This window comes from Glutamicibacter sp. JL.03c, assembly GCF_025854375.1.
Classification (GTDB): Bacteria; Actinomycetota; Actinomycetes; order Actinomycetales; family Micrococcaceae; genus Glutamicibacter.
Map to the genome: position 1 here is coordinate 143,591 of NZ_CP107575.1, position 19,665 is coordinate 163,255.

Below are 19,665 nucleotides of genomic sequence, written 5' to 3' on the forward strand. Positions count from 1 at the left end.
ATGATTACAACATAGTTCAACCACGGATATCACTGGAAGTGGCAGTTCATAGGGACTAGCCCAGATCTTTCAGCAGTTATCCAACTGCTGCCGGAATCCCGTACCAATGGATTCTCGGCGGCCGTTCCTGATTCAGTCCGCGCCAAAGGGTGCCTGAGCCACCGACGCTGAATGCCAGGTTCCACGCACCCGGACCACACTAGCCTTTCAAAACCTAAGAAACAAGGGAATAGCTACTACCAATTCACGCAGCCAGCAATCCGTGCCGCCATCTCTGGAACAGCAAGTCAATATTCTGCTGAAGCTGGACTGTAGCAAATCTTGTCAATAGGCATAGACGACCGACCTCGAACCGTTTTCAAAAGCGTCCGAGGTCGGTCTTCTGGTACCACCACGAATCCGGTATCGTGCAGGTACGTCTTGACGACAAACAAGGTCTGACTGATATCCGCGTGTTGGCTAACCCGGGTGTTTCATGATGAGCCCCGTCATTAACTGTCATTAAAAACGAAAGAGTGATCTGAACTGGGAAAATAAAGGTGTCTAAGCCAAAATTCCATGAGTTCAAGGATCACTCAAGGATCACTCTTTCAGTGACCAAGCATACCGGCCTTTACCCCCAGCTCCCAACCATCACCACATCCCAGAATCTGGTGTCCCACGCAGGACTGTCCATGCTGGCCGGCCTGCTCAATAGCCTCGGATTCCGGCAACTGGCCGAGGACCGGCTCGGCCAGTTCGTCCCCGCCACCGCGACCCACCGGCCAGGGAAAATGATCAGCGATCTGGTCATGATGCTTGCCGCGGGCGGGGAGCACGTTACCGATACCGACCCACTACGCGTTGCCCCAGGCATTTTCGGGCAGGTAGCCTCCGAGGCGACGTTCAGCCGGTTCTTCACCCGGCTCGCCGATCATCCCGGCGCGTTCGACTACGCCTTCGCGATCACGCGGCGCGAGGTCCGCTCCTGGCGCTGGGATGCCGCTGGCCAGCGCAGCCCAGCGGTCCGGGCATCCGCACCAACCCGCTCATTGTGGATATTGATGCTTCGTTGGTGCATGTGCACTCTGATAAGGAAGGCGCCAAAGGAACCTATAAGCGCGGGTACGGGTTCGCGCCGATGATTGCCATGGCTGACTACGGCAGGGCCAACGGCACTGGCGAAGTGTTGGCCGTGCACCTGCGGCCGGGAAACAAGGGAGCGAATTCCGCGGCTGACCATATCAGCATCCTCACCGAGGCGTTGGCCCAGCTGCCTGATGATTTCTATGACCAGGATGGGTGCCTGATCGGTGAGAAGATCCTGGTCCGCACCGATTCAGCTGGGGCGTCCCGCGAATTTTTGCACCACCTGCATACCCTGGGTTTGCAGTTCTCCACCTCGTACGCGCTGCCCGTTCTCAATGAGCGCTTCATCGGGTGGTTCAACGAGAAGAAGTATTGGGAGCCGGCGCTCACCGCCAACGGGCAGATTCACGAGGACGCGTGGGTAATCGACGCGACCAAGATCTTGGGCTGAGGGATTATCCGCCGGGCACCCGGATCTATCTGCGTGCCGAGCCCCTGCATCCTAAGGGCGAAGGCCAACCTGTTCGATACCGACGGGAATCGGGTCACCGCATTCTTGACCAATGCTCCACGGTTTGACCCGGCGTTCCTGGACGTACGGCATCGAGCGCGGGGCCGCTGCGAGAACCGGATCAAGTCGCTGAAAGCTGCCGAGTTAGGCAAGTTGCCGTTCTTCGCGTTCGGTGCGAACCAGGCCTGGGCGAATCTGGCGATGTTCGCCTTGAACCTGGTGGCATGGCTCCAGCTGGCGGTGCTGCCAGCAGAGCATGCGGCCGTACGTTGGGATTTGAAGCGGTGGAGGTACCGCATCTGGTCGCTGGCGGGGAAGCCGGTCACCGGCAGCCGCCAGCGGCGGCTCCTGGTCAACCAGAACGCGCCAGAGGCGGGTCTGGTGCTGCTGTTGCAAGAGCGGATCAGCATGCTGGCTGGACGGTGGCGTCACGGGCAATTAGTAGCCTGAACTACTGGTTCCTGGTCCTTGATTCCTTCAACAGCAATACCTTTTCGGCGGGTGGTGGCCGGCGCGTGCGTCAGTGAGTGGCGCTGTTCGTGGTGCCTTGGAATAGGGAAAACCGCCAACGTGTGGCTTAGGCCGTGCGTTGGCGGGTTTCAGAACGTTCATGAAAGCGCTGGGCTAATAGGAATAAGTCCCTGCGTGTTGCTGGGGTGGAACTCTATTTGGGCAAGCTGGTGCGTTCCACCCGAGTGAGAGTCCTGTGGGATCGGGCGGAGCTGATGGTGTTGAGCATGGATGGTGAGCTGATCGCTAAATACGATTATCCCTTTCCGGAGGGCATGAAGTATTTGAGTTTGAAGCATGCCACCGCGAGGTTTCAGAACGTGCAGGAGCGTGGTTGAACTGTTACCGATGACTTGAGACATCAAGCGTCACCGATGTCCTGAGACATCACACCATTAAAGAAAAGGTGACCCTTCGAACGCGGATTTCGGAAGCTTAGACACTCCCATTTTCCCAGTTCAGGTCACCCTTTCATCTTTTAAGTCAGTTAATGACTACCGGTCTTCATGAAATACACGGGCTAGCTGATCTGATTTAGTGCAATGTTTACGAAGGTAATCCCTTTTTCCCAACTTAGTTGACGTGAAGTTTTTCGTCGGACGGAGATTGAAGCAAGTATTGATGTTTTGATCTTTTACGTTTAATTAGGGGATTGTTATAACTTGTCCGGCGTATGCTAATCCGCCGCCGAACGCGAACAGCAAAGCCTTGGAACCCGAAGGCAGCGGCTCATCCGAAGCCATCATCTTGGACAGTGCCAGCGGAACCGAAGCAGCTGAGGTGTTGCCCGAGTAGACCACGTCGATGGCGACACGTGCTTTTGGTGCACCAATCTTCTCAGCCAGTGGTTCAATGATGCGCAGGTTTGCCTGGTGCAGGATGATGCCGTCGATCTCTTCAGGTTGCAGACCAGCACGTTCGATAATTTCTTGGCACACTACCTGTAGTTGTGTCACTGTCCAGCGGTAGACGCTCTGGCCGCTCTGGGCGAACTTGGAGTTGTTCTCCGCTTCAATGCGAATAGCATCTGACAGAGAAGGGACCGAACCCCAAACCACAGGGGAGATCTCCTGGGTTTCCGAAGCGGTGACGATCATTGCACCGGCGCCATCGGCTGTCAGCACACAGGTGGTGCGGTCGGTGAAGTCGGTGTAGTCGGTCAGCATCTCAGAGCCGATGACCAGTGCCTTGGCGGCGCTGCCGGTGGCGATGGCACCCTGCGCCAGAGCCAGTGAATGCGCGAAGCCAGAGCATGCGGTGTTGACGTCAATGGTCGCCGGCCCCTGATCCATGTTCAGCGCGTTGGCAACGCGGGCTGCCATGTTCGGCGAACGATCGGTGGCGGTGCAGGTAGCGACGACAACCATGTCGATGTCTCCGGCGTCGATGCCTTCGGCATTTTCCAACGCCATCTTCGCTGCCTTGATAGCCATGGAATCCACGGTTTCAACACCGGTGCCCCAACGGCGCTCCTCAATGCCTACTCGTCGCACGATCCATTCATCGCTGGTTTCAACGAGCTTCTCCAGCTCGGTGTTTGGCACGATGCGCTCTGGCTGGAAGTGGCCAAAAGCGACGACTTTGCTGCCGGTCATGAATATTGCTCCTTGGTGGTCGAGGAAGAGAAGATTCTGCCAATTCAGCGCAGAGATCTATTTGATGCTTGCGGCATTGATTTTTACCGCAAGGTATCGCGCTGGGTTTAGCTACACGTGGATTGCGTTAGATTCTTAAAGCAGCATGATTCAGGTTGTACGATTCTGAGTTCGGCACATCTAGAGTTGCTCACTTGTCATTGGAAACGCCATCAGCAGCCAGTGTTGCTGTCCACATGGTCCAACCAGCCGAAAATGTCCGGGCGGTTTCCACGTTGGATTCCAAGGAGCTCTTCGCGCAGCATGAGCGTTATTGGACCTGGGGAATTGGTCCCAAAATCTGCTACGAAATCTCGACTACGTAGTTCACGAATCGGTACGATTACTGCGGCCGTTCCGCAGGCAAATGCTTCGGTGATTCGGCCGTTTTTCAGGCCTTGTACCCACTCAGTAACGGTGACCTCTCGTTCACTTACTCGAAGTCCAAGTTCCTTTGCTAGTTCAATGACACTGCGTCGGGTAATCCCATCTAGGATGTTGCCATTCAGCTTCGGGGTGATTAATTCACGATCATGCGTGACAAGGAAAATGTTCATGCTGGCTGCTTCATCAATCGTGTCTTCAGTGTTTGGGTCTGTGAAGAGGACTTGATCGCAACCGTGAGCTGAAGCTTCTTGTTGTGGGAGCATTGCTGCGGCATAGTTTCCACCGCATTTGGCCGCGCCAGTACCTCCATAACTTGCTCGGAAATGCTCTTCCGAACGCCATAGTGAAATGGGTTGGAGGCCTGCTGAAAAGTAATTTCCGGCAGGGCTGGCGATCACCAAGAATCGCGCGGCGTGAGCAGCACGGATTCCGATAAACGTCTCATCTGAAATCATTAGTGGACGTAGGTAGAGGCTTTGACCAGGACCATCCGGTACCCAGTCTGCGTCAATTTGCAACAGCTCATGTAGGGCCTGGACGAAAAGGTGCTCATCGATTTGGGGCAATGCCAGCCGTTGAGCTGATGCGTTCATCCGTCGTGCATTCAATTCGGGACGGAATAGCGCCATAGATCCGTCGGGCTGTTTGAAAGCTTTGAGACCCTCGAAAATTTCTTGTCCGTAGTGGAAAACGCTCGCGGCAGGATCGAAAGAAATCGGACCATAAGGCAATATTTCTGCATTATGCCATCCTAAGGTTTTGGTCCAGCTAATACTTGCCATGTGGTCAGTGAAGTGCTTACCAAAGATGGGGTTAGCAAGGATTCTATTTCGTTCTCCGCGGTCGGCGGTGGTGATGGACGTTCGGGTAAAACTAACTTTTGTCACTATTCGGCTCTTTAGTGGTAGGAACTGGATGGTTCTTGGGTTTTCGGCGGATGATTAACCATGCGGCCAGGAGAAGCAACATGGAAAGTCCAACTGTCAGGAAGTCTGGGACTGCAACAGATGCTTCACGAGCTGCGGACTCGATCGCAATCTGATCGGAAGCTCCGAGAAGGCCAGCAAGTTCTGTGGTTCCCCGGCTGAGCAACAGGAGGATTCCGAGAGCAATAGTTACTCCACCGCTGATGAGGGTAGTCCATGTGCTTTGCCACCGGCCCAAGGAAATCTTGCGTGGACGGATAACGCGTTGGATGATCGGTAGACGACGCCACAACAGCGCCAACAGAAGTAGCGGCAATGCCATGCCTGCAGCGAAAAACAACAGCATGGTTCCCCCCTTAATGGGGTTGCCGCTAAATGACGCATAGGCTAATGCAGCGCCTAGCAGCGGTCCAGCGCAGACCCCGGATAAGCCGTAAATAGTGCCGAGCAGATAAACCGCAAGTGGAGTGGTTGAGGTCTTTGTCGACTTACCTGGAAACCGGAAATTGAGATTGAGTAACATCATTACACCTAGTGTGATCACCACGATGGCGGAGGTAGTGACCAGAAGGTCCCGATGTTTATTGACTAGCGCTCCCAGAGTTCCTGCAAGTGCTCCTAGAGGGACAAGCGTACTGATCAGTCCCAGATAGAAGAGTCCTGTGCGACTGATGAGCTGTGAGAGCCCGGCAAACGCGTATGAAAAGAACGCTGGCAGCAACATCACTGAACAAGGACTGAAAAGGGTTAGAATCCCACCGAGGAACGCCGAGAGATAGTTAATGCTCATCGACGCCCCTGATCTACGGCGTTATGAAGAAAGTCTGTAAATACTTCTGAAGGTTGCGCCCCAGATAATGCAGTATTTCCTGCTACAAAGAATGGAACACTACTTACGCCTAGTTCTTGGGCCTCTGTCGTGCTTTGTTGCACCTCGGCGCGTAGCGAGTCATCTGATAAGTCTGCGGTGAACTTTTCCAGATCATCGACATCGGCTTGCTGCGCGAATTCAACAAGTTTTTCTCGGGGTAAGTCCGGGTGGCTTCTCGCAGGAGCTGACTGATACACAGCGTCTAGGTACTCAAAGTATTTTCCTTGTCGTCCTGCGGCTCTTGCAGCTACAGCTGCGCTTTCGGACTGTTCGCCAAAGAAGGCGACATCGCGAATTTCGATTCGAACAAGCCCCTGCTCGACGAAATCGGATTCAATGAGGGGCATTGTGTCACGATGAAATGCGGCGCAGAAAGGGCACCGCAAATCCGTCCACTCAGTCAGAACGATCGGGGCATCAAGGTTCCCAATTGCCATCGGATCTTTGGCTGTACGCCGTGAGATCTCTGCAGCTTGATCATCAGGTTGTTCTGAGTCGGGAGTTGCTGACGCAGTAGCAGCTGGATCAGGTCCTGTTTGCTGCGCCAGTCGCCCGACTGACAAGAACGCGATGAGCAGAGCAACACATACAAGAATGATGCTCAGGCTCCGTTTGGCCCATGAATTTCTTGCAGCTTGTTCCGTGTTTAGGTTCTGAATCTTACGCACAGTATCTAGGATACAAGTAGAATTCTAGTTGTGCTACTGAAAGAAGTTCTCAAGTATTCTGGGAATGGCACAGAGCACCCTCGTGTCGGTCTGAACAAGCAAGGAGGGCCTTTCGTGGCAGCCATTGAAGAACCTAGTGCGTCTCAGCGTGCTTATCAGTTGATTCGTGACGGGATTTTGGAAGGTGTTTACGCGCCAGGGAGCATGGTGGGTGAAGCCTCGCTGGCTAGGGAATTTAGCCTTAGTCGCACTCCAGTGCGTCTGGCCCTTGGCCGGCTGCAACAAGAGGGGTGGATTGAGATTTTTCCGAAACGCGGCGCCCTTGTTAAAGGGCTAAATGAACGGCAAATTGCAGAGTTGGCGGATATTCGTTTGTTGCTGGAGTCTGTTTCAATTGCCGACGCTACGGATACCCAGCGCGATGACATTGCAACACGACAGTTGGAATCGATAGAAGAGCAACTGCAAGCATTCAAAAACGAAGATCTGCCTCGCTTTGTAGATCTGACGATCAGGTTTCACCGAGGGTTTGTCGAAGCTGGAAATAACAGTATTCGTCTTGAACTCTACGACCGTTTGGCTGACCGCCATCGTTTCGCGCTCTTTGCTTCAGGTGAAACTTTGCAATCTCGTTGCGCGGAGATTATTGCAGAGCATCGGGCACTTGTTGAGCTGATGAGATCGAAGGATATCGAGGGGTTCGGCGCACGGCTTAAGCAGCATATGTCAGACAGCGGGGCTCTCAGTTAAGCAACTTTATCTGTTGGTGGGTGGTTCGACAGCCGCGGGATACATGCATGCTTGGCAGACGAAAGCAAACAGGACGAGGCCAGCAAGGAACACGACAATGCCTACCACAAGCAGCTTTAACTGTGCGTTCACCCAAATGACTTGGAGAAGGTTCATTCTCTGTGACTCCATCCGTGCAGGCGTTGAGAGCAATCTCTCTGCGAGCCTAATGGGCACTTCAGCGAAGATCGATACATATACAACGGCTTAAATGTATGAAACTCCCGCGGGGAATTACGGCTTTTCGACATCCACCGCAGGAGTTTCATTTCATGGTCGTGGTAATTCTGAATTACGCAACTGGACTTCTCTTTCCGCGAGTGTCTTTTTTACTGTTGGATAACGGAGCAACGCAATAGCTACACCGATCGCCAGCCAAACTGCAACCGCGACCCAAGCCCGAATATCGAAGTCACCAAGCAATAGATATCCCTGATAAAGACTCAACGCTACCGATGCGAACACTAATGACACGTGCAATGTCAACGGCAACTTGAACGGTGAACGCTCATATAGTTTGGGGATCTTGTAACGCAGGAGTAACGAAGCCACCACCAGCACAGCGAACATAATCTGCACGAAGACTGATGCGGCTGTACCAATCACCGAAATATCAACTCCCACGGCAGCCGGCGTAATTCCCAAGACGTAGAGGATTACCAAAAGCCAATGTGGAGTGCCAAAACGCTTATTCACTGAACCCAAACCCTTGGGTAGCCATCCATCATCGCTCGCAGCCAGAAGTGCTTTGGTGCCCCAGAGGAGTTCAGCGTTCATTGTGCTGATAATGGCGACGATTGCGCCAGCAAGGATGAAGAAGAGCCACATTCCATGGGGCAAGAACTCCTCCGCGACGGTGGACAGTGGTTCCCCGGCTACCCGATCGATGGGAAGCACTCCAGCTGCGGGCAATGCCACTGCCACATAGATCAAGCCGACCAACGCTGTGCCGCCAATCATTGCTAGAGGGATGTCGCGTCCTGGATTCTTCATTTCACGACCGAGCTCGGCCACGCCGTACGCCCCGGCCGTTGCGAAGGAGAGGAGCGCTGCGGCACTGAGAAGTTCAACGAAACCGTTTGGCATGACCTCTGGATAGATCGCCCAATTGACCTTCGACAGCCCAAAAGCTGCAAAGGTGCCAAAGCCGAGCAACATGAGGATCATCATGAACACCCCTAGTCGGGCTGACACGACCGATCCTGCGAGGTTGGCTACGAAGAAGATCGTGACCAAGGAGATTGCTACCCAGGCTTCATTGAACCATGGGTTGATCGCGTGAAGGTAGGCTCCTGCGGCCAGACCATACAGGCTCAAGGATCCTTTGCCGAGCGCCAGCAACCAGGCGAGTAAGAATCCCGCCGAGGGGTGAATTAATCTCGCTGTCCAGGTGTAGCTACCACCTGCTGTAGGGTAAGCCGCGGCGAGTGCTGCATAGGGGATTGAACTAATGATGACAGCAACAACAGCCAACACGTAAGCCACCGAGACACCGCCACCTGTCATGGCGATAGCAACGCCAGTCAGTGAGACGATGCCACCACCAATGATCTGGTTGACCGAGATGCCGATGGCGCCAACAAGTGTGATGCTTCGTTTAAGGTTGTCCTGATTTCGGATAACTGGTGTAGTCCCTGACTCAGGAGGGGAATGTGTGCTTCTGCCCATGGGTCTGCTCCTGTTCAGGCTTGAAGATCCGCTGGCGTTGGGGCGATATTGAAGATTGCTTCAACTTCAACCGTGGCGTTGAATGGTAAGCTGGCAACACCGACCGCCGAACGACTGTGTTCACCGATAGACCCCAATACTTTGGTAAAAAGCTCAGATGCAGCGTTGGCCACCACATGTTGCTCTGAGAAACCGCAGGCTGACGAGACGAAAACCGTGATTTTCGCCAGATGCTCTACCTTTTCAAGGGAACCCAATGCTGCTTTGGCCTGGGCGAGAACCTGAATGGCACAGTGCTTCGCGGCTTCTTGCGCATCGCGGATAGTCACGTCACCGCCAACTTGGCCTAGTGTGGTAATCAATCCGTTCTCGAGTGGAAGCTGGCCAGAAACGAAGAGTTGTGAGCCGGTATTGAGTGCGGGGCGATAGATACCCGCCGATGCCGCGGAAATTTCTGGAAGCACGAGATCCAGCTGCTCTAGACGTTGAGTAATTGTTTCGGTCATGGTCGTTCCTTGAGTCGGTTAACTGCGGTAATGATTCGATTGACGGCATCCTCGACGATGCTTCGAGGACATCCGAGGTTGACACGCATGTAGCCGTGTCCTTGCAGGCCGAATTTCTGCCCCTGATCGAGCCAGACGCGAGCCTCAATAAGCATGAATTTCTTCAGCTCGTCGGCGCTAAGGCCCAGACCCCGACAATCCATCCAGGCAAGATAGAGAGAATCAGCCGGCAGGACTTTCAGTTCTGGAATGCTGGAGTTGATTGCCTGGGCGAAGTATTCGTGGTTGCCGCGGACGTAATCGAGCATTTGTTCCAGCCATGGCTCTCCGTGGGTGTAGGCCGCTTCGGCTGCGACCATGCCTAGCGTGTTGACCAACGGGAACATGTTGCGGTCGTACTGTCGCTGGAGCTCGGCGCGTAGCCTGGCATTAGGGGTAATGATGTTTGCGCTCTGAAGCCCAGGTAAGTTGAAGGTCTTGCTTGGCGCTGTGCATGTAATGGAGTTCTGTGCGTAGTCCTCGCCAAGGGTCGCAAAGGGAATATGCTTCTTATCAGGGTTCATGATGAGGTCTTCATGGATCTCATCGGAAATCACGATAATTCCGTGACGTGCACAGATATCACCCATGGTGCGCAGTTCTTCCTCACTCCACACATTGCCAGTTGGATTATGGGGGTTGCTCAGGATGAAAAGTTTGGTATCCGGCGTGATGGCTTGCTCGAAAATTTTCGCGTCGAAACTGTACCCTACTTCGGTGCGAACGAGTGGAGCGAGGGCTAGATGGCGCCCATTGAGTTTCACGTCATCATGGAAATGCGCGTAAACCGGAGGTTGGATCAAGACCGTGTCGCCGGGGGCGCTGAACGCCTGTACTGCCGTTTTCAATGTGGTGATGATCCCTGCCGCTTGCATAATCCACTCCGGCATGACGTTCCAGCCGAAGCGTTTACGTTGCCAGGAAATGACTGCGTTTGTATAGCTTTCGGTAGGGCCTGCCGGATAGCCGAAGACACCATGGTCAATTGCCTGGTGCAAAGCGTCGAGGACTTCTTTCGGTGCCTTGAAATCGGTGTCTGCGACCCACATCGGCAAGGGGTTTGCGGCGGCTTCCTCTGCTGAGAGCATTGCTTTCGCGCTAGCCCACTTCATGGAATTTGTGGGTTCGCGGTCAATTACTTCATCGAAGACGTTGAGTCCTGATTTCGTATGTTCTCGTGGCTCGGTCAGGGAGGTCATTGGTTGTCCTTTCGGTGAACATTCTGTGATGCGTAACACTGTAGGTACTATTTGGAGCAAGGTGTTGTTGTCTTTTGGGTGGCAACGGAGTGTAAATGGCAAGGAATGTGTGAATGGACAGCATTGATCGAAAAATTATTGCCGCACTGCAGCAGGATGGCCGTATGACCCTCACGGAACTGGCGAAACGTGTGCAGCTAAGCCTCTCTCGATGCCAAAGGAGAGTGCGTGATCTGGAAGAGAGTGGAGTGATTCTTGGATACGGTGCTCAAGTCAGCGCTGCTGCCGTGGGCTTCGGATTTGAGGTGCTAGCTTTTGCCACATTGTCGCAGCCTGATGATGTGTTGAATTTTGATGCTGCACTAATCGAGGTGCCCGAGATTATCGAGGCGCAGCGATTGTTTGGAACGCCTGACTATATGTTGCGTATCGTTTCTGAAAGCAGGGAAACGTACCAGAAGCTCTATGACGAAGTTTTGTGCAAATTACCTGGGCTGGCGGGATTGAGTTCGACAATTGTGATGAAGCAGACAGTGGTTCCCCGAGGGCTGCCGCTACATGATCGATCTCTCAGGTCAAGCCGGCATTACAGGGCCTGAGTTTATATTTTTAGGCATGTCTGGGATACATGATGTATCCCAGTTTCGTCTAGACTGTTCAATGCAGGCCTAACTCCGAGCGGCTTGTCCTGAAGGGTAGTGGAAGGCGAAAGATCATGCGTGAACCGAGGCAACTAATACACGGGTCAGAATTGAAAGGCGATGGCGATCATTGGCGTCGGCGCATTCAGAAGCGTACCGTGTGGATTCTTGCGATTACTCAGGTCGTTGGCACAGTGGGGGTTGGCGTCGCCCCCTCTATTGGAATTCTGTTAGCCGAGGAAGTGACTTCTAACGAAGCCTGGGCGGGACTTGCCCGTACTGCGAGCACACTTGGTGCAGCTCTTTTGGGGTTGCCACTGGGAAATCTTGCCGCTCGATTTGGTCGCAGGGTCGCTCTGACCAGTGGATGGTGGATCGCAGCGCTGGGTGGTCTGTTGTTGGTCCCTGCTGCCCAGTATGAGCAGGTTGTCCTCCTTTTTGTGGGGTTGTTGCTCATCGGTTCGGGGTCGGCAATCAGTTTGCAGGCTCGTTTCGCCGCGACAGACTTGGCTGCTGACGCGCATAAGGGCCGTAGCTTGGCGTTGATCGTTTGGGTGGGAACCATTGGTAATGTGTTGGGGCCCAACCTTGGCATTCCTGGTAGGATACTTGGCTCGGTCATTGGTCTTAACGTTTATGCCGGAGCCTTTTTAATTGCTGGAGTATGCATGTTCGCGGCTGGGGCACTGGTCTTTATGTTCCTCCGTCCGGACCCTCTTATGCTGCTTCAGCGCCACGAGTTACAAGCACGCCCGGCGGCAGTCCCTGCTCGATCAAAGGGAAGCTTCAAGCGGATTTTCCAAGAACTCAAGATCAATAAACGGGCGCGATATGCGGTATTCGCGATCCTCAGCGCACAAGTCGTCATGGTCTCAGTCATGACTATGACCCCTGTGCATATTACCCATCACGGCGGCTCGGTGACTCTGGTTGGATTCACTATCTCCCTGCACATTCTTGGCATGTATGCGCTGGCTCCGGTAGTCGGGCACATCACGGACCGGTTCGGCCACCGAATCTCCATTATTTTGGGTTTGGTACTTTTCGCTGGATCCTTGATTTCCGGGGGATTGTGGCCAACCGACATGAATTGGATCATGACTAGTTTGATTATGCTGGGCTTGGGCTGGTCCTTTGTGAATGTTGCTGGTTCGGCGCTTTTTTCAACTGTCGTTTCCGACGAAACCCGGGCGTCGGCCCAGGGCGGGGTAGATGCGTTATCTAACCTTTGTGGGGCCATAGCGGCCTTCGTGGCTGGCCCGTTGCTCATGTTTACTTCTTTCTCAACACTGACGGTAATTGCGGCGATTGTCCTATTGCCACTGACGGCGCAGACCGTTTTTCGTCCTCACTCAGCTTGAAGGAGTTGAGCGTGGTGCAACGCGCTCAGCTGGGAAGTGGCCCGTGCATGCATGAGAGTATCCGAAGTCGGTGAAGTTCATGATTCCTGCGGCCGTGGCAATTCCGGCTCAGACTTGCAGTCGACGGATTCGCCGCATCGTCGCGGGCGCAAGTCAGCTTGATTCGCATGGAGGGCATCGCCTCCATCAGCCATGGGCAGCGGCATTCGTGAAAACGGCGTCGCCTCGAACATTCTGTTGGGTTGTACGCACCGCTCAAGCGCAAGGCAGTGAGACTGAAAGCCGCATATATCCAATTCTTCCAGGAGCTGCCCCCCTGTTCCTGGGTCGCATAGAGGCCCTTGAGGCCAAGAACGGGTTCCGCCACCAGCTTCGACCGCCCTTTCGGCTTGATAAAGAGGAATTCCGGGTTGAATGTGATCGACTTCGGATTTCTTGAGTCGAATCCTTAGCCTTGCCTCTATGTTTGCGAACCTCGTGGGAACTGCGTTGACGCACCTGCCTGACTATTAAATTCACTCGTTGGCTCATATGGAAATGATCAGCGATGAACTTTGCCTTCGGCAGATGTGGCCGCGCCGTCTGATGGAATTCCGTGGATACTTCTATCGCGACGCACTGGACTCGTCGGCGCAACTGCCGTGGCCAGAACTGCTGTCAATTCTCCGAACCCGCACCGCGGTACCGTCCTCGAAATTCTGTCTCTTGCCCGAGTCCAGATCTGCGAACACGATCGATCGCGACCCTATGCACTCCGCCATCCCGCCTCTGCCGCGCGTGCTTGCTGGACCACGCCGAACCAATGCTCGTCAAGCTCAATTAGCGGATGAAAATATGGTTCACGCAACGAGGGACCGGCGGATGATCTTGAGCATTGCCGAGCCACTCGGGTACGTTTGAGGAAGTGCTCGCCGGGGTGAAGCTGAATGGCACCAAGATCTCCCGTTCGGATGCCGATGACCTGGTGGAGAAGTCGTTGCGCGGCGCGAACCTGTGGAACGAGGTCAAGGACCGCCTGGACAAGCCGGGCTCGGGCCTGTCCGGCGGCCAGCAGCAGCGCTTGTGCATCGCCCGGACCATCGCGGTCAAGCCAGACGTGATCCTGATGGACGAGCCTTGCTCGGCATTGGACCCGATCTCCACATTGGCCATCGAGGACTTGATCAACGAGCTGAAGAACGACTTCACCGTGGTGATCGTGACCCACAACATGCAGCAGGCGGCCCGCGTCAGCGACAAGACCGCGTTCTTCAACATTGCCGGCACCGGCAAGCCGGGCAAGCTCATCGAGTTCAACGACACCACCGCCATCTTCTCCAACCCGGAGCAGAAGGCCACCGAAGACTACGTCTCCGGACGCTTCGGATAAAGATTTCGGATATCGCCGCTTCTTGAAGTGGCGATAGACGAACCGGAAGGGGGGTCTTCCGGGGATCCTGGAGGGGATCACCGCCAACGGCGCACCAGTATTGGTGCGCCGTTGGTTTTTAAGCCCTTGTGTAAAGTAACCTTGACTGTAAAGCATGCTTGTCAGTAAAGTGAGGTTTACATCAAGTCGAAAGGGGGCAATGGTGTGGAAATGAAAACAGCAACTCGGAGCAAATGGGGGCGTGCGCGTTTTGGCGGATCGCCAGCACTGCTGATTCTGCTCTCCGTGCTGGGAGGCCTGGTCCTCTCGGCAGCCTTTGCATGGCTGATCTGGCAGTTCGGTCCGGACGCTGTGGCGCAGCGCAAGGCGCTGGCCGCTGTAGTCGCCGGGCTGGTCATGTTCCCGGCAGCATTCGCCCTGTGCTGGGTAATCATGCTCGACCGGGACACTCTTGCCGGAGCCGTGAAAGATCCCGATTCGTCTATCGAGGGAAAGTGGTACGAAAAGGCGGCGTTCGGGACTTTCCATGACCTCATTGCCATGTGCGGACTGGGAGCCATGGCGTTGGGCCTGCTGCCCATCGACGTCGATCCTGTCATGGTGCTCTGTGGAGTCGTGATGTTCGCCGCGGTGGATACCACCGTGCGCTACCTGCTGATCAAGAAGGTCGAGGGCTGATGGGCAACCGAGGAATCGAACCCCGCGTCCTGGCGCTGGGACGCTCCCGTTTCGGCGGGGGAAAGGCGCTGATGCTCACCCTGGTCCTGGGGAGCGGCCTGCTTGCCGCCGTCGTGCTGAGCACCCTGATCAGCTTGCTGGTGGACTTCGACGAAGGATTCTGGCCAGCGTGGATCAACCTGGCATTCACCTTCTGGCTGGTGGCCAGCGCAATTGCGTGGTTCGTCTTCGTTGACCGCAGCACCCTGCCCAGACCTGCGAAGAATCCGGAACAAACTGTCGAACAGGATTGGCGCACCCGCGCCCAGGCGGGTGTTTACCGGGACCTGGTCATTTTCCTGGGGCTTGGCTGCGTCGCGGCCTCGCTTTGCTCGCAGCTGGCAGACCAGCCGCTTTCCGTGCCGGTAGCATTGCTGTTTGCGGGGTTGATTTCGGTCGCCCTGCTCGATTACATGATCAGATACCAATTGAATAAGCGAGCCGAGGGCTAATGGAGAATAACCTCGGCGACTACCGCAAGGAACGCGGATTCTCGCAACAGGCGCTAGCTGACCAGCTCGGTGTATCCCGACAGACCATCATCTCCCTGGAAAAAGGGCGCTACGACCCGTCCTTGCCCCTGGCGTTCAAGCTCGCTGCGCTCTTCGACTGCCGCATCGAGGACTTGTTCATCCCCGACGAAGGCTAGCTGGCAACAAATAGCGGCCTCACGGCCAAGGTCAGAATCGCCCCGCCGGCCACGCAGGCCACGGGAGTCAGCAACCAGTGCCGGACGACGCGGAACACATTGCGCCACACCACCGATTCAAAGGCCTGGTTTTTGCCCGCCCCGACGATGCCACTGGTGACCGACTGCGTGGTCGACAGCGGCAAATGCAGCACGAGCGAACCCACGAAGAGCATCCCCGCGGCGACGCCCTGGGCGATCATTCCGCGCAACGGATCGAAATTCACCAGGCGGCGGCCCAAGGTATAGGTGATGCGCCACCCGCCGAGCAGCACCCCCAAGCTCAGGGCGCTGGCCGCCGCGAGCTGGATGGTCAGGGTGAGCGGTCCCGGATTCATGGCCTGGCCGGTGATCAGGACCAGGCTCAGCAACGCGCCGGTCCGCTGGCCATCCTGCAGCCCCAGTCCCAGCGCCACGGCCCCGGCGGCGATGGCCTGGCCTGCGCGTGAACCGTCGTTGACCGAACGCGAGGTGTTATGGCGCAGCATCCTGGTCGCGGGAATCACCAGCAGATACGACAGGGTGTAGGCGATGACCGAGGCGAGCACCATGGGAAAGAGCACCGAGGAGAGCAAGAGCCACCAGGCGTTGCGCACCGAGTCATCGCCCATCAAGGCCGAGGCGCCGCTGCTTCCGACCAAAGCGGAGAGCAGCGCATGGGTGGAACTGATGGGCAAGCCGCGCCACCAGCAATAGATTCCCCAGGCCCCCGCCACCAGGAGGCTGCAGATCAGCAGCTTCAGTCCCAGAACGCCCGGAGGCACATTGAAGTTCAGCTCCTGGACCAGCGCCACGCTCAGCCCGGACGTGGCCATGGTGCCGAGAAAGGCGAAGAACGCCGCAACGGACACCGCGATCGCCGGACGCAGCGCCCGGGTGCGCACCGAGGCGGCCACCGCAGTGGAGGCATCACGAAGCCCGTTGAGCACCCCGTAGGCCAGGGTCAGGACGATCGCAACCGCCGTGAGAACGGAAAGGAGGGTCATCGGCCTTAGGACTCCTTGACCAGCACGCGGCCAAGGTGGTCGGCAAACTGGCGAAGGGTGTTGGCGGTGAGCATCAGCTGGTCGGCTACCAGCTGGTGCCGGCGGATGGTGCCTGCCTTGGAGAAATTCGCGATCTCATGGCCCCACGCCAGATGGGTCCGCGCGGCCCGCTTCGAGAACTGCAGCATTTGCAGCCAGTGGTCTTCCAGGTCGTCAAGGTTATTCAGGCGCTGCACCGCGTCGGACGCCAGCTCCGCGAGCTGCGAGATCAATTCCAGCTGTTCCGCGGAACGCTCGGACAGCGGGGTGGAGCCGACGGTCATGATCAGCTCTCCGGTACCGCGCAGATGCTCCATGGTTTCGTGCAGAAAGCGCGATAGCGCATACATGTCTTCGCGCGGGAGCGGGCTGACGTAGCTGGTGCGCAGGTGGGTCATCACCGCATGGAGCAAGTCCGATGCCTCGGCCTCGGCCGTGGCCAGATCGCGCAGGCAGTCCGCGCGCGTTGCCGGGCTGCCGATCATTTCGGCCACGCTCTCGACAGAACCACGGATCGTGGCGGTCAGCGCGCGCAGCAACTCAATGCCACGCAAGGCGGAGGGAAAGACCTGGAACTTCACTTTTTGGGCGCACCATTCGGATCGTTTGCTTTTGGTACCAACGCAGAACAGTTTACGACGTGGAAGTTAACACCGGGTCATTGATGATGCCGGACCGGGAACGCCTCTCGGCGGAAGGCCGCTCGAAGCGGCAGAATTTTGGAGCCCGGGGTTACCAGCGGCCCGACACCGTTATCTAGTGTTCTCGCCCCAAGCCCCTGCTGTCAACCACAGCGGGGGATGCGTGTACTTTCTCACGCTAGCGCCGCAGAGTCTTCTCCACACCGCTCGCGCACAACAGCGCACAGCAGAACCAGATGGCGCCCGCTGGCCCCATTCCAGCGGCCACGGAACTCGAGATCAGCGGCAAAGCCACTTGTCCGAGCCTGTTTCCCATCAAGCGGACGGCCAGCGCGGCGCCACGATCCACCGGAGGCACGGAGGTGGAAATCATCGTCATCGTCATCGGCTGGCCCAGCCCCAGGAAGAAGCCGCCTATGAGCAGGGCGAGCCCCGAAGCCCACAGCACATCGATGAAGACCGGAGCCAGCGCGATCGAGATGCCGGAGGTGTAGAGGCTGGCCACCAGCAAATGCTGGCGCTCGAAGTGCGCGGAGAGCTTGGGGATGAACAGCCTGGACACTACCGAGGCGCACCCTCGAATGGCCAAGAGCACACCCACAGCTGTCGGTGTGACGTCATGTTTCTCGGCAACCAGGGGCAGGAAGGCGGTCAGGATGTCCAGCATCGACAGCAGCATCATGGATGCGAACATATGCGAGGCCATGCCCTTGATCCGCAGGATAGAGCCGATCGACGCCGAAGAGCGCTGAGGCCGGGCAGCCGACACGGATTTGGCAACACGCGGCTGGAAATTTGGCAGCAAGAGCGGCACCGCCAGCAGTGCGCAACCCGCCCCGATCCATAGCGACAGGCTGATATCGGCGATTCGTTCTGCCGAGATGGCCTCGGTGCCGGTGCCCAGAACCAAGCCGGCGATCAGCGGGCCGATGAATTGCCCGGCCGCGTAGGCGGCGGTAAACCAGCCGAAGCCCTTGTCCAGGTCGGCATCCGGGAAATAGCGGGCAATGGAGGATTGGCCGCCGATGGTGAACATGAGATGCCCCAGGCCCAGCACGGCGCTGGCCAGTGCCACCGCCAGCGCATTCGGCGCGAGGTTCACGCCCAGGCCGCCCAGCGCAATGAGTCCCACCCCGGCCACCATCAGGAAGCGAATGCGTCGGATCCGGGAGCTGACCCGTCCCAGGAGCATGGCGGTGAACAGTGGAAGCACGGCGTAGGCCGCGGTCACCGCGCCAACGGTGAAGGCCTCGGCGCCGAAGGAAATGAGCTTGTAGGTGGTAACCGGTCGAACGAGGTTCAACGCCGCCTGGGACAGCAGCCCGGTGGACACCAGGATGATGAGCCAACGCATGATCCCCGAAGAGTTCGCTTTCGATCCAGCGACCACACGTACCTGCCTAAGATGTCGGGACTAGTTCCTCAACCATCCTAGAACTCCCACCCAGCGATCTAGTCCAACGCGTCCTGGCGCCACAGGCGCGCGCAAATTTCCAGGTCGGCGGCGGTCTTGTTCAAGGCCCGGGCCTGCTGGGTCAGCTTGCTGCCACGATCGGAATTGGACAGGTCAGCGGCGTCTGCGTGCTCCGTCATGCCCAGAACCAGTACCCGGCAGTAGGCCGCGGTGCGTTCAAGCGCATGGGCGAAATCCCCGTCGAAGGCCCCGGTGAGAATCGACCCGGTCATCTTCTTGAGCTCCTCCGCGGTCGGCGGCTCGGCGACTCCGGCCACGATGCGTTCGACTTGCGCGCGATGCGCGCCTGCCAGGAAGCGGGCCGAGTGCACTTCGGGCTTGCTCATGGTCGCCGCGCGCACCGCGTACAGCCGCCACAGGGCACCTGGCAGTGAGTGTGCCGGGGCCTCGCTCCACAGTTCCGCCAGCACCTCCAGGCCCTCGTTCTCCGCCACGGCGATCAGCCGGCGGGAGATCTCCGGGTCGTTGTTCTCGATGCCTCGGCGCACGAAGGCCTGGGCTGAAAGGTGGGCTGCTTCGGAAACGCGCGCGGGATCGGCCCCGCCTTCGTAGGGTTCGAATTCCTCGGGAGCGAAGGGGCGTGGTTTGTGATGGCGGAATCCCGCATCCTGGGCAACTTTTGATCCTGCGCGTGCACCTCTCATGGGCTCTAGGATACTCGCCGAACCTTGGTTCTTCGCTAACAGGTGTTGCACCACATATTGCCCGGGATTCAGCTGTTTTTGCCTTCAGCCCCAGCGCGAAAACAGCCGATTAATACTCACGCGGTGACATCGGGTAGTATGGATTTTGGCCTTGTGCCGTGCGCCTTTAGCTCAGCTGGTAGAGCACTGGACTTTTAATCCATTGGTCGCGGGTTCGATCCCCGCAGGGCGCACAAAAAATGAAATAGGATCCAGCTTGCTCCTGCAAGCTGGATCCTATTTTCGTCTTAACTGCGGGGCTGGGCCGGGCTTATAGGCAATAAATGGTG

General features: G+C 56.7%; 18 protein-coding genes, 1 tRNA gene and 3 pseudogenes. 10 read left to right on the top strand and 12 right to left on the bottom strand.

The window, feature by feature from the left end; translation table 11 throughout:
- The first annotated feature begins 674 nt into the window (after positions 1 to 674).
- Both OF385_RS00660 and OF385_RS00665 read left to right on the top strand, forming a co-directional pair.
- A pseudogene (locus OF385_RS00660) lies at positions 675 to 2,029 on the top strand (IS1380 family transposase).
- Positions 2,030 to 2,202: 173 nt separating this feature from the next.
- Positions 2,203 to 2,427 (top strand): annotated as a pseudogene (locus tag OF385_RS00665) (IS481 family transposase); the annotation flags it as partial.
- Between the two features lie 306 nt (positions 2,428 to 2,733).
- On the opposite strand, the gene OF385_RS00670 reads toward OF385_RS00665, so the two are convergent.
- From OF385_RS00670 to OF385_RS00685, 4 genes are all read right to left on the bottom strand, one after another.
- Positions 2,734 to 3,684: a beta-ketoacyl-ACP synthase III gene (locus tag OF385_RS00670; protein WP_264276513.1), complete on the bottom strand. Its 951-nt coding sequence runs from the start codon at positions 3,682 to 3,684 to the stop codon at positions 2,734 to 2,736.
- A gap of 212 nt (positions 3,685 to 3,896) precedes the next feature.
- The gene (locus tag OF385_RS00675; RefSeq protein ID WP_264276514.1) at positions 3,897 to 4,997 is read right to left on the bottom strand and encodes a branched-chain amino acid aminotransferase; all 1,101 of its coding nucleotides are present in this window, start codon (positions 4,995 to 4,997) and stop codon (positions 3,897 to 3,899) included.
- Entirely contained in the window at positions 4,984 to 5,826 is an 843-nt protein-coding gene (locus tag OF385_RS00680; RefSeq protein WP_264276515.1) for a cytochrome c biogenesis CcdA family protein, read from the bottom strand. Before OF385_RS00680 ends, OF385_RS00675 begins: the two co-directional genes overlap by 14 nt.
- Positions 5,823 to 6,575, bottom strand: coding sequence for a DsbA family protein (locus tag OF385_RS00685; protein ID WP_264276516.1), 753 nt, complete (start codon positions 6,573 to 6,575; stop codon positions 5,823 to 5,825). Before OF385_RS00685 ends, OF385_RS00680 begins: the two co-directional genes overlap by 4 nt.
- 114 nt (positions 6,576 to 6,689) lie before the next feature.
- Between OF385_RS00685 and OF385_RS00690 the strand changes: the two genes are divergently transcribed.
- A complete protein-coding gene (locus OF385_RS00690) occupies positions 6,690 to 7,325 on the top strand; it encodes a GntR family transcriptional regulator (RefSeq protein WP_264276517.1) in 636 nt (211 codons plus the stop codon).
- Between the two features lie 309 nt (positions 7,326 to 7,634).
- Here the strand turns inward: OF385_RS00690 and OF385_RS00695 are convergent, their stop codons facing one another.
- From OF385_RS00695 to OF385_RS00705, 3 genes are read right to left on the bottom strand one after another with little or no spacing between them, the layout of a single operon-like run.
- Positions 7,635 to 9,032: an APC family permease gene (locus OF385_RS00695; protein ID WP_264276518.1), complete on the bottom strand. Its 1,398-nt coding sequence runs from the start codon at positions 9,030 to 9,032 to the stop codon at positions 7,635 to 7,637.
- A gap of 14 nt (positions 9,033 to 9,046) precedes the next feature.
- Positions 9,047 to 9,538, bottom strand: a complete 492-nt coding sequence (locus OF385_RS00700) for a RidA family protein (RefSeq protein ID WP_264276519.1) — start codon at positions 9,536 to 9,538, stop codon at positions 9,047 to 9,049.
- Positions 9,535 to 10,776 (bottom strand): MalY/PatB family protein, encoded by a 1,242-nt coding sequence (locus OF385_RS00705; protein ID WP_264276520.1) that lies wholly within the window; start codon positions 10,774 to 10,776, stop codon positions 9,535 to 9,537. The genes OF385_RS00700 and OF385_RS00705 overlap by 4 nt, the downstream gene beginning before the upstream one ends.
- Positions 10,777 to 10,889: 113 nt before the next feature.
- Between OF385_RS00705 and OF385_RS00710 the strand changes: the two genes are divergently transcribed.
- Together OF385_RS00710 and OF385_RS00715 are read left to right on the top strand one after the other, a co-directional pair.
- Positions 10,890 to 11,375 (top strand): Lrp/AsnC family transcriptional regulator, encoded by a 486-nt coding sequence (locus OF385_RS00710; RefSeq protein WP_264276521.1) that lies wholly within the window; start codon positions 10,890 to 10,892, stop codon positions 11,373 to 11,375.
- A gap of 116 nt (positions 11,376 to 11,491) precedes the next feature.
- Complete coding sequence (locus OF385_RS00715) at positions 11,492 to 12,778, top strand: MFS transporter (RefSeq protein ID WP_264276522.1); 1,287 nt, start codon at positions 11,492 to 11,494, stop codon at positions 12,776 to 12,778.
- Positions 12,779 to 13,033: 255 nt separating this feature from the next.
- Here OF385_RS00715 and OF385_RS16670 read toward each other — a convergent pair whose 3' ends face one another.
- Positions 13,034 to 13,414 (bottom strand): transposase, encoded by a 381-nt coding sequence (locus OF385_RS16670; RefSeq protein WP_413468051.1) that lies wholly within the window; start codon positions 13,412 to 13,414, stop codon positions 13,034 to 13,036.
- 262 nt (positions 13,415 to 13,676) lie between these two features.
- Here OF385_RS16670 and OF385_RS00720 point away from each other — a divergent pair.
- The 4 genes and pseudogenes from OF385_RS00720 to OF385_RS00735 form a co-directional block, all read left to right on the top strand.
- A pseudogene (locus OF385_RS00720) lies at positions 13,677 to 14,147 on the top strand (phosphate ABC transporter ATP-binding protein); the annotation flags it as partial.
- 210 nt (positions 14,148 to 14,357) lie between these two features.
- Positions 14,358 to 14,825 carry a hypothetical protein gene (locus tag OF385_RS00725; RefSeq protein ID WP_264276523.1) on the top strand — a complete coding sequence of 156 codons (468 nt, stop codon included), beginning with the start codon at positions 14,358 to 14,360 and terminating at the stop codon, positions 14,823 to 14,825.
- Complete coding sequence (locus tag OF385_RS00730; protein WP_264276524.1) at positions 14,825 to 15,316, top strand: hypothetical protein; 492 nt, start codon at positions 14,825 to 14,827, stop codon at positions 15,314 to 15,316. The genes OF385_RS00725 and OF385_RS00730 overlap by 1 nt, the downstream gene beginning before the upstream one ends.
- Positions 15,316 to 15,513: a helix-turn-helix transcriptional regulator gene (locus tag OF385_RS00735; RefSeq protein WP_264276525.1), complete on the top strand. Its 198-nt coding sequence runs from the start codon at positions 15,316 to 15,318 to the stop codon at positions 15,511 to 15,513. Before OF385_RS00730 ends, OF385_RS00735 begins: the two co-directional genes overlap by 1 nt.
- On the opposite strand, the gene OF385_RS00740 is transcribed toward OF385_RS00735, so the two are convergent.
- The 4 genes from OF385_RS00740 to OF385_RS00755 all read right to left on the bottom strand — a co-directional run bounded on the left by OF385_RS00740 (position 15,510) and on the right by OF385_RS00755 (position 19,336).
- Positions 15,510 to 16,538: an inorganic phosphate transporter gene (locus OF385_RS00740; RefSeq protein ID WP_264276526.1), complete on the bottom strand. Its 1,029-nt coding sequence runs from the start codon at positions 16,536 to 16,538 to the stop codon at positions 15,510 to 15,512. The two genes, OF385_RS00735 and OF385_RS00740, sit on opposite strands and share 4 nt — an antisense overlap.
- A gap of 5 nt (positions 16,539 to 16,543) precedes the next feature.
- On the bottom strand, positions 16,544 to 17,158 hold the full coding sequence (locus OF385_RS00745; protein ID WP_264276527.1) for a hypothetical protein: 615 nt from the start codon (positions 17,156 to 17,158) through the stop codon (positions 16,544 to 16,546).
- Positions 17,159 to 17,396: 238 nt separating this feature from the next.
- The gene (locus OF385_RS00750; protein WP_264276528.1) at positions 17,397 to 18,572 is read right to left on the bottom strand and encodes an MFS transporter; all 1,176 of its coding nucleotides are present in this window, start codon (positions 18,570 to 18,572) and stop codon (positions 17,397 to 17,399) included.
- Between the two features lie 98 nt (positions 18,573 to 18,670).
- The gene (locus OF385_RS00755; protein WP_264276529.1) at positions 18,671 to 19,336 is read right to left on the bottom strand and encodes a hypothetical protein; all 666 of its coding nucleotides are present in this window, start codon (positions 19,334 to 19,336) and stop codon (positions 18,671 to 18,673) included.
- A gap of 160 nt (positions 19,337 to 19,496) precedes the next feature.
- On the opposite strand from OF385_RS00755, the gene OF385_RS00760 reads away from it, so the two are divergent.
- Positions 19,497 to 19,569, top strand: a tRNA-Lys gene (locus tag OF385_RS00760).
- The last annotated feature ends 96 nt before the right edge of the window (positions 19,570 to 19,665 follow it).

Bases quoted from the DNA above. Each gene is read 5' to 3' on its own strand.
- OF385_RS00730 (WP_264276524.1), top strand. From the start codon at position 14,825: ATGGGCAACCGAGGAATCGAACCCCGCGTCCTGGCGCTGGGACGCTCC.
- OF385_RS00740 (WP_264276526.1), bottom strand. From the start codon at position 16,538: ATGACCCTCCTTTCCGTTCTCACGGCGGTTGCGATCGTCCTGACCCTG.
- OF385_RS00750 (WP_264276528.1), bottom strand. From the start codon at position 18,572: ATGCGTTGGCTCATCATCCTGGTGTCCACCGGGCTGCTGTCCCAGGCG.
- OF385_RS00705 (WP_264276520.1), bottom strand. From the start codon at position 10,776: ATGACCTCCCTGACCGAGCCACGAGAACATACGAAATCAGGACTCAAC.
- OF385_RS00735 (WP_264276525.1), top strand. From the start codon at position 15,316: ATGGAGAATAACCTCGGCGACTACCGCAAGGAACGCGGATTCTCGCAA.
- OF385_RS00715 (WP_264276522.1), top strand. From the start codon at position 11,492: ATGCGTGAACCGAGGCAACTAATACACGGGTCAGAATTGAAAGGCGAT.
- OF385_RS00710 (WP_264276521.1), top strand. From the start codon at position 10,890: ATGGACAGCATTGATCGAAAAATTATTGCCGCACTGCAGCAGGATGGC.
- OF385_RS00700 (WP_264276519.1), bottom strand. From the start codon at position 9,538: ATGACCGAAACAATTACTCAACGTCTAGAGCAGCTGGATCTCGTGCTT.
- OF385_RS00755 (WP_264276529.1), bottom strand. From the start codon at position 19,336: ATGAGAGGTGCACGCGCAGGATCAAAAGTTGCCCAGGATGCGGGATTC.
- OF385_RS00680 (WP_264276515.1), bottom strand. From the start codon at position 5,826: ATGAGCATTAACTATCTCTCGGCGTTCCTCGGTGGGATTCTAACCCTT.
- OF385_RS00695 (WP_264276518.1), bottom strand. From the start codon at position 9,032: ATGGGCAGAAGCACACATTCCCCTCCTGAGTCAGGGACTACACCAGTT.
- OF385_RS00670 (WP_264276513.1), bottom strand. From the start codon at position 3,684: ATGACCGGCAGCAAAGTCGTCGCTTTTGGCCACTTCCAGCCAGAGCGC.
- OF385_RS00725 (WP_264276523.1), top strand. From the start codon at position 14,358: ATGAAAACAGCAACTCGGAGCAAATGGGGGCGTGCGCGTTTTGGCGGA.